At 68.8% G+C, this 1,340-nt stretch carries 1 protein-coding gene; it reads left to right on the plus strand.

Going from position 1 to position 1,340, the window contains the following annotated elements; genetic code table 11:
- On the plus strand, nucleotides 1-1,340 hold a 1,340-nt coding region (locus AC07M9_RS20130), incomplete at both ends, for an amidohydrolase (protein WP_494886274.1).

Consider the following 1,340-nt stretch of genomic DNA (forward strand, 5'->3'; position numbering starts at 1 on the left):
GGCTTCACCGAGCACCAGTTCGCCGAAAAGCGCCTGCCGACGATCGCCGAGCTGAACGCGGTCGCCCCCGATACCCCGGTGTTCATCCTCCACCTCTACGACCGCGCGCTGCTCAACGCCGCGGCGCTCAGGGTGGTGGGCTACACCAAGGACACCCCCAACCCGCCGGGCGGCGAGATCGTGCGCGACGGACAGGGCAATCCCACCGGCCTGCTGCTTGCCCAGCCCAACGCGACGATCCTCTATTCGACGCTGGCGAAGGGCCCCAAGCTGCCGCCCGAATACCAGATCAACTCGACCCGCCACTTCATGCGCGAAGTCAACGCGCTGGGCGTCACCGGCGTGATCGACGCGGGCGGCGGCTTCCAGAACTACCCCGACGACTACGACATCATCGAGAAGCTGCACGCCGACGACCAGCTGACCGTGCGCATCAGCTACAACCTGTTCACGCAGAAGCCCAAGGAGGAGCTGGCCGACTTCCAGGGCTGGGTAAAGCAGGTCAAGCCCGGCCAGGGCGACGACACCTACCGCCACAACGGCGCGGGCGAGATGCTCGTCTACTCCGCCGCCGACTTCGAGGACTTCCGGGTCGAGCGCCCCGACATGCCGCCCAGCATGGAAGGCGACCTCGAGCCGGTCATCCGCCTGCTCGCCGAGAACCGCTGGCCCTGGCGCCTCCACGCGACCTACGACGAGACCATCGGCCGCGCGCTCGACGTCTACGAGAAGGTCAACCGCGACATCCCGCTGCAGGGCATCAACTGGTTCTTCGACCACGCCGAGACCATCTCGGACCGCAACATCGACCGCATCGCCGCGCTCGGCGGCGGCATCGCCGTCCAGCACCGCATGGCCTACCAGGGCGAGGATTTCGTCGCGCGCTACGGCGCCCGGGCGGCCGAGCGCACCCCGCCGATCGCGCGGATGCAGGCCGCGGGGATTCCCGTGGGCGGCGGCACCGACGCCACCCGCGTCGCCAGCTACAACCCGTGGGTCTCGCTCTCGTGGCTGGTCACGGGGCGCACCGTGGGCGGCCTCTCGCTCTACCGCGGCGACAACCGCATGAGCCGCGAGAAGGCGCTGCGCATGTGGACGCACGAGAACACCTGGTTCTCCAGTGAAGTGGGCAAGAAGGGCCAGATCATCGCCGGCCAGCTCGCCGACCTGGCGCTACTGTCCGACGATTACTTCGCGGTCCCGGACAACGAGATCGTCCACATCCGCGCGATCCTGACGATGCTGGGCGGCAAGGTCGTCCACGGTGACGGTGACTTCCGCCCGCTCGCCCCCGAGCTGCCGCGCCCGATGCCCGACTGGTCGCCGGTCGCCACTTTCGG

This window comes from Novosphingobium sp. GW821-FHT09E05 (assembly GCF_059416165.1).